The organism is Catellatospora sp. NPDC049133 (assembly GCF_040648455.1).
Taxonomy (GTDB): domain Bacteria; phylum Actinomycetota; class Actinomycetes; order Mycobacteriales; family Micromonosporaceae; genus Catellatospora; species Catellatospora aurea.
The window spans coordinates 1-6041 of the sequence record NZ_JBEZDT010000034.1 but is presented as its reverse complement, the minus strand read 5'-3'; the positions used below and the strand labels follow the sequence as shown (position 1 = coordinate 6041).

Annotated in this window: 6 protein-coding genes and 1 pseudogene; 3 read left to right on the top strand and 4 right to left on the bottom strand. The window is 72.5% G+C overall.

The window, feature by feature from the left end; genetic code table 11:
• Positions 1-135: 135 nt before the first annotated feature.
• Positions 136-1827 (bottom strand): VWA domain-containing protein, encoded by a 1692-nt coding sequence (locus AB0B35_RS31635; protein ID WP_361052571.1) that lies wholly within the window; start codon positions 1825-1827, stop codon positions 136-138.
• A 424-nt stretch (positions 1828-2251) separates the two neighbouring features.
• Here AB0B35_RS31635 and AB0B35_RS31630 point away from each other — a divergent pair, with 424 nt between their 5' ends.
• Positions 2252-2848, top strand: coding sequence for a hypothetical protein (locus AB0B35_RS31630; RefSeq protein ID WP_361052331.1), 597 nt, complete (start codon positions 2252-2254; stop codon positions 2846-2848).
• 15 nt (positions 2849-2863) lie between these two features.
• On the opposite strand, the gene AB0B35_RS31625 is transcribed toward AB0B35_RS31630, so the two are convergent.
• Positions 2864-3760: an ADP-ribosylglycohydrolase family protein gene (locus AB0B35_RS31625; protein WP_361052328.1), complete on the bottom strand. Its 897-nt coding sequence runs from the start codon at positions 3758-3760 to the stop codon at positions 2864-2866.
• Between the two features lie 231 nt (positions 3761-3991).
• Between AB0B35_RS31625 and AB0B35_RS31620 the strand changes: the two genes are divergently transcribed.
• Positions 3992-5092, top strand: a complete 1101-nt coding sequence (locus AB0B35_RS31620; protein WP_361052568.1) for a sulfite oxidase — start codon at positions 3992-3994, stop codon at positions 5090-5092.
• On the opposite strand, the gene AB0B35_RS31615 is transcribed toward AB0B35_RS31620, so the two are convergent.
• The gene (locus tag AB0B35_RS31615) at positions 5089-5508 is read right to left on the bottom strand and encodes a PIN domain nuclease (protein ID WP_361052325.1); all 420 of its coding nucleotides are present in this window, start codon (positions 5506-5508) and stop codon (positions 5089-5091) included. The two genes, AB0B35_RS31620 and AB0B35_RS31615, sit on opposite strands and share 4 nt — an antisense overlap.
• Positions 5508-5771: a type II toxin-antitoxin system VapB family antitoxin gene (locus AB0B35_RS31610; protein WP_361052323.1), complete on the bottom strand. Its 264-nt coding sequence runs from the start codon at positions 5769-5771 to the stop codon at positions 5508-5510. The genes AB0B35_RS31615 and AB0B35_RS31610 overlap by 1 nt, the downstream gene beginning before the upstream one ends.
• Positions 5772-5947: 176 nt before the next feature.
• On the opposite strand from AB0B35_RS31610, the pseudogene AB0B35_RS31605 reads away from it, so the two are divergent.
• A pseudogene (locus AB0B35_RS31605) lies at positions 5948-6041 on the top strand (aminoacyl-tRNA hydrolase); the annotation flags it as partial.

Sequence of the window (6041 nt, the reverse complement as noted above, 5' to 3'; positions counted from 1 at the left end):
CCCCGCGGGGGTCGCTGCCCCGCACGTCGGTTCCCTATTTATTCTGGATGGGCCGTTGGGGGTTTCTCTGGCCCTCGTTTATTTAAAAGTTGCGCCGGGTGGGGGGTGGCGGGGGAGGGCCGCCGCCGGGGTGGGTCAGCTGGGCTGGCCGGAGCGGAGGGAGATGGCCTTGAGGAAGATCTCGCCGATCTTGGCGGGGTCCTTCGCGGAGAAGACGCCGCCGCCGGTCAGCTTGGTGATCTTGTTCAGCGGGTCGGTGCTGACGTCGCCGATGGTGAGGATGACGACCTGGATCGGACGCGCCGGATCGGCGATCTCCTTCAGCTTGGCCAGCAGCGCCTCGTGCGAGATGCCGTTGTTGTCGTCGTTGTCGCCGTCGGTCATCAGCACCACGGAGTTGACCCGGCCGGGGTCCCAGTCCTTCTGCACGGTCTGGTACGCGGCGAGGATCGTGTCGTAGAGACCCGTGTCACCGGTCGGCTTGGGCCTGATGGCGGCCAGTGTCGACAGCATCTTCGTGCGGTTCGACGCCAGCGGCCCGATCGGCATCAGCTGCTTGTAGTCCTTGCTGCCGTCCAGTTCGGTGGAGAAGGTCCACAGACCGACCGCCCACGAGTCGTCGAACAGCCCCAGGCCGCGCCGTGCCGCCTCCAAGGTGACCTGGGCCCGGGTCGCACCGCCCGCGGTGGCGACCTGCTGCAGCATCGAACCGGACACGTCGATCACGGCGAGCATGCGCGCCGGCAGCGTCACGGCCACCCAGGTGGACAGGATGCGCTCGACGGCGGCGGTGGTGGTCGCGGCGGTCGGCGAGGCGGCCGGCGCGGGAGCGCCCATCACCTCGGGCGCGCCGCGCGGCGTCGTCGCGCCGGTGCCGAAGCCGCCGTCCGGTCCGCGCAGGCCGATCTTGGCGAGCCGGTCGCGGAACGTGGGCGTCTGCAGCGCCTCCAGCATGCGGGCGGCCGTGGCCTGGCGCTCCGGCTCGATGCCGGGCATGACGGCGTACGGGTAGTCCAGCGCGATCGGCGCGGGCTCCAGGTAGAGCCCGGCCAGCGGCACCGGCGGCTTCGCCGCGTTGTAGGCGATGACCGCCTGCTCGGACAGCGGGGCCGCGCCCAGCCCGGAGGCGATCGCGGCGGGGTCGTTGGCGCGGGGGAAGCGCGCGAGGATGTCCTGGCGCAGCACCGAGCGGCCCGCGGCCAGGGTGCGCAGCGCGCCGGTCGTGGCGGCCTGCGCGTTCGGCGACGTGCTCGCCGCCGATGCCATCGCCAGCAGGCCGGACAGGCCGGCGGAGTCGCGCGTCGGCTCGACGATGCCGACGTGCAGCTTGGTGCCGGAGGTCATCTGCTGGAGCAGTGCCGGCCAGGTCAGCTTCGCCGACGGCCAGCCCAGGCCGGTGGCGGCGGGTTCGGGCATGGCCACCACGACCGGGCTGCGCGCGATCGAGGGCGCCTCCTGGACCGCGGTGTTGGGGGCTGCGGCGCTGACCCGGGCCAGCCAGGTCGCGGAGTCCGGGATCCAGACGTCGGGCACCTGGGTGCTGCCGCTCGGCTGGCCTACACCGGTCAGCGAGAGCCCGCGCAGCGCGGCGACGGCGGCCGCCACGTCGGCAGGGTCCGCCGCGGTCACCTGCACGGCGATGCAGGCCCCGTCGACCTCGGCCTTCTGCGCGGAGAGCGCCGCGGCGGTCTCCTGCAGCGCCGGTGCTATCTCCGGCGGCGCGGCCACGGTCAGCGGCGCCTCCCCGGAGCAGGCCGGCTCGGCGAGCTGGCGGTAGACGAGGAAGGCACCCGAGACGACCAGCGCGACCGCGAACACTGCGGCGATGGCGCTGGTGACGGGGTGGAGACGGCGTGTATTGCGATGGCGGCCCGGCACAAGAAGTTATGTTTCGTCAACGTGAAGGCGTCTCGCCACATACGTTCGGACGAATGTTACCGGGAAGGAACTTCCTGAATCGACCTTCTGTACTGCCTGAACACCGCTAACCCGACGGAAAGATCACCCGTTACTCCTTCTGGCGGACCGGAATTCATCCCGTCCCGTCCCATTCCCCGGGACTTCTGGAGGTGCGGCGATGTGGACGTCCCGAATGCGAGGTTCGGCGCGGCGGACCGCGGACGACCCTCCGGTCGGAACCGGCGGAATCGCCCTGGATGACATATCTCACGCCGATACCGCCCCTCATCAGGCCCGATACGGTGCGGACGGTGACCCGGAGACCGCGCTGGCCGAGTCCTACGACCGGCAGGTGCGCCGCGGTCGCCGGCGGCGCGAGCAGGCCGACCCGGAGCAGTCCGGGGTCGATGCGCCCGAGTCGTGGGACGAGCCCGGCGGTTCGGAGGAGCCGCTGGACGGGTGGGCGGAACGGCCCGAGCCCTGGGACGGAGACCGGAACGGCTCGTCCTGGGACCGCCGGGCGGGCGAGCAGGGCGGGTCGCCGGGAGGCGTGGAGCTGACCCGGGCGCGGCTGCTCAGCTTCACGCCGTACCAGCCCAAGCGCGACCGGCTGTGCACCGACACCGCGTCGCTGCTGCGGCCGCTGGTCCGGGCGGGGATCATCGACACCTGGGCCACCGACCACAGCTACCCGTCCCACCGGGCGTGGAAGCTGCTGCCCTCGCGCTTGGCGATGCCCCGGCAACTGCCGCTGGACGGCTACGTCGAGCCCGACGGCGGCATCACTCTGCTGCCGCTGCCCGACAGCTACGACGAGCCGCCCCTGTGCATGCTCGACTGGGTCATCGACTGGACCGCCGCGGGCCGTCTCGACAGCCGCTGGTGGACGACCGCCGTGCACGTCACCGCGTCCGCCGGCCTGCCGCCCACGGGCACACTGCGCCCCTGACGGCAGGCCGCGCGGTCAGCCGGCGGCCGCGACCCAGGCGGGCAGCGGCTCGCAGGCCTCGCGCCAGGTCGCGGGCACCGCGTCGAGACCGGTGCCAGCGGCCACGATGCCGCCGACGATGGCGCACGTCGTGTCGATGTCGCCGCCCGCCGAAGCGGTCGCCCACAGGGCCTCGGGCAGGTCGTCGAGGTGCCGCGCGGCGCACCACACGGCGTACGGGACCGTGTCCGGCGCGGAGATGCGCACCCCGCAGCCCACCTCGCCGGCCACCCAGGTCGGATGCCGGTCGAACGGCAGCCGCGCCACCCGGCGCAGCCCCGAGGCGACCTCGCCGTCCGGGGTCCGGGCCAGCACGCCCTCGATCAGCTCACTCGCGGCGACGCCGGAGACCGCCAGCGCCGCCGCCACGGCGACCGCGACCGCGCCCGCCACGGCCTCAGGGTGAGCGTGGGTGACCTCGGCCGAGACACGGGCCTGCGCGACGACCAGGTCCAGGTCGGCGGAGAACCACGCGCCCAGCGGCGCGACCCGCATCGCCGCGCCGTTGCCCCACGAGCCCTGGCCGCCGAACTGCCGCCCGGTGACCTCGCGCCAGTGCTCGCCCTCGAACACCGCGCGCAGCACCCCGTGCATGGACGGCCCGTAGTTGCGGTACGGGTCCGCGTCGTACGCGTCGGCGAACGCCGCCGCCAGCGCGTCCTGCTCGACCTCGCCGTGCTCGGTGAGCACGCGCATCAGGGACAGCGCCATCGCGGTGTCGTCGGTCCACGGCCAGGGGCCGGAGCGGGCCTGCCGCTCGTCCATCAGCCACTCGAATTTGTCGGCGGGCTGGAAGAACCAGGTCTCGCCGAAGGCGTCACCCAGGGCCAGCCCGCGCAGCGAGCACAGCGCCGCGGCACGGTTCGGGGTCATCATTCGATCATCGCCGGGCACGCAATCGGATTCCGCCCGCCGACCCGCGCCCATGATCGTCCGATGTGCCTGGCACCTGTGCGTATCTTGAACCCGCTTTCGCCCGGTTGCCTGGCAAGTCGGGCGATCATGGAGCGCCCGCGCTGTGCGGACGGCGGCGGATCGCCCGTAGCGGGCGGGCGGGCCGGGTTCCGCGCGGCCGGGGTGAGGGGTGATGCTGGTCGGGTGGACATGACCCTGAACGACGTCAGCCGCCCCGGCCGCCTGGCCGCCCCGGACGAGGGCATCAGCGCCGAGGAGCTGGCGCTGGCCGCCCGCAACCACGGCATGCCGCTGGAGGCGCTGCGCTACGACGTGACCCCGGCCGGCCTGCACTACCTGCTGATCCACTACGACATCCCGTACGCCGAGGAGGCGTCCTGGCAGGTCGGGGTCGGTGGGCTGGTCGACCGGCCGCTGACCCTGGACCTGGAAGCGCTGCGCGCGATGCCGTCCCGCACGGTACGGGTGACCATGGAGTGCGCCGGCAACGGCCGGGCCCGGCTGCTGCCCCGGCCGGTCAGCCAGCCGTGGCTGGTGGAGGCCGTCGGCACCGCCGAGTGGACCGGTGTGCCGCTGCGCGACGTGCTGGCGGCGGCCGGGATCGACCCGTTCGCGGTCGAGGTGGTGTTCACCGGGGCCGACCACGGGGTGGAGCGCGGGGTCGAGCAGGACTACCAGCGCAGCCTGCCGGTGGACGAGGCGCTCGGCGAGGACGTGCTGCTGGCGTATCAGATGAACGGCGCGCCGCTGCTGCCGCAGCACGGCTTCCCGGTGCGGCTGGTGGTGCCGGGCTGGTACGGCATGGCACACGTGAAGTGGCTGCGCGAGATCACCCTGGTGGGCCGGCCGTTCGAGGGCTTCCAGCAGGCGGTGGCGTACCGGGTGCGCCGCGACGCCGAGGACCCGGGCGTGCCGGTGACCCGGATCGCGCCGCGGGCGCTGCTGGCCCCGCCGGGCTTCCCCGACTTCATGTCCCGCACCCGGGTGGTCCGTCCGGGGCCGGTGCTGGTGGAGGGGCGGGCCTGGTCCGGCCGCGCGCCGGTGACCTCGGTGGAGGTCAGCGTGGACGGTGGGCAGAGCTGGTCGGCGGCCGAGCTGGAGCCGGAGACCGGGCACCGGTGGGCGTGGCGGCGCTTCACGTACGCGTGGGACGCGGTGCCGGGCTCGCACCTGCTGACCGCCCGTGCCGTCGACGCGCTGGGCGTGGAGCAGCCGATCGACCAGGCCTGGAACCGCGGCGGTTTCGCCAACAACGCCGTGCAGCAGGTGCCGGTCGCCTGCCTGGATTAGAGGGATCCGCGCGGGGCGACCCACTCGACGGGTTGCCCCGTGACGGCCGCGATGCGGTCGTAGTCGGCGTCGTAGTGCAGCACGGTCGCGCCATGCTGCTCGGCCGTCGCGGCGATGATCAGATCGGGGAGCCTGAAATGCCGGTGCTGGCTGCTGGTGGCGAGGCTGAGGTGCACTTCCATCGCCCGGTCCATGGCAGCGGTGGTCACATCGAGCCAGCGCTGACTCAGCATGGCCTCGTGCAGGACCCGGTATGCCTTCGGGTCGGGCGCATTGTTGAGGAACTCCAGTGCCACCATGTGGCAGGCCGCGAGTCTGCCTTCCAGCAGCAGTTGCTCGAACCGGCGGCGGACCTGCTCATGGCGGCTCTGCAGGACGTAGACCGAGGTGTCGGCCAGGAAGATCGGGGACGCCATCACGTCGCCCGGTGCGCGTCCGCTTGGCGTGCGTCCTCCTCCAGCCTGGACAGGTCGCGGCCACCGCCGTGACCGAAAGCGTGCTCCGCACCCGTGTAGTCCATCTGCACCGAGCCGAAAGCGGCGATGATGTCGCGTGCCCTGCGCCGCGCGGCGAACGTGCGCAGCGCCTCGTTGATCGTGGCGACCTTCGTGGTGGTTCCGAGCTCCTCCATCGCAGCCTCCAGCCACTCGTCGTTGACGTCCACCGTGATGCGCGTCATGCCATCGAACATACACCAAGATCACCATATTATGCGCACCAAGATCGTGAGACTGGCACACCGTGAGTGATCGGTCGTCAGCATCAGCCCGGAGCGTGAACTGGTCTGCCGGGTACGCCGGCGAGGCTCACTCGGTGGTCGAAAGTTGGGAAGGGCGCCTTCACATCGCGGAGCGCACCATCGCCGCCAGCGAGCACCGCGCCCAGCTCGCCAACCGCGAAGCGGCCCGCGAACGCCTCGCCGCCCTGCTCCGCGAGGCCCTGGCTCCCC

Coding starts and splice junctions, on each gene's coding strand:
- AB0B35_RS31625 (WP_361052328.1), bottom strand. CDS start 3,760: ATGACCCCGAACCGTGCCGCGGCGCTGTGCTCGCTGCGCGGGCTGGCC.
- AB0B35_RS31620 (WP_361052568.1), top strand. CDS start 3,992: ATGACCCTGAACGACGTCAGCCGCCCCGGCCGCCTGGCCGCCCCGGAC.
- AB0B35_RS31615 (WP_361052325.1), bottom strand. CDS start 5,508: ATGGCGTCCCCGATCTTCCTGGCCGACACCTCGGTCTACGTCCTGCAG.
- AB0B35_RS31610 (WP_361052323.1), bottom strand. CDS start 5,771: ATGACGCGCATCACGGTGGACGTCAACGACGAGTGGCTGGAGGCTGCG.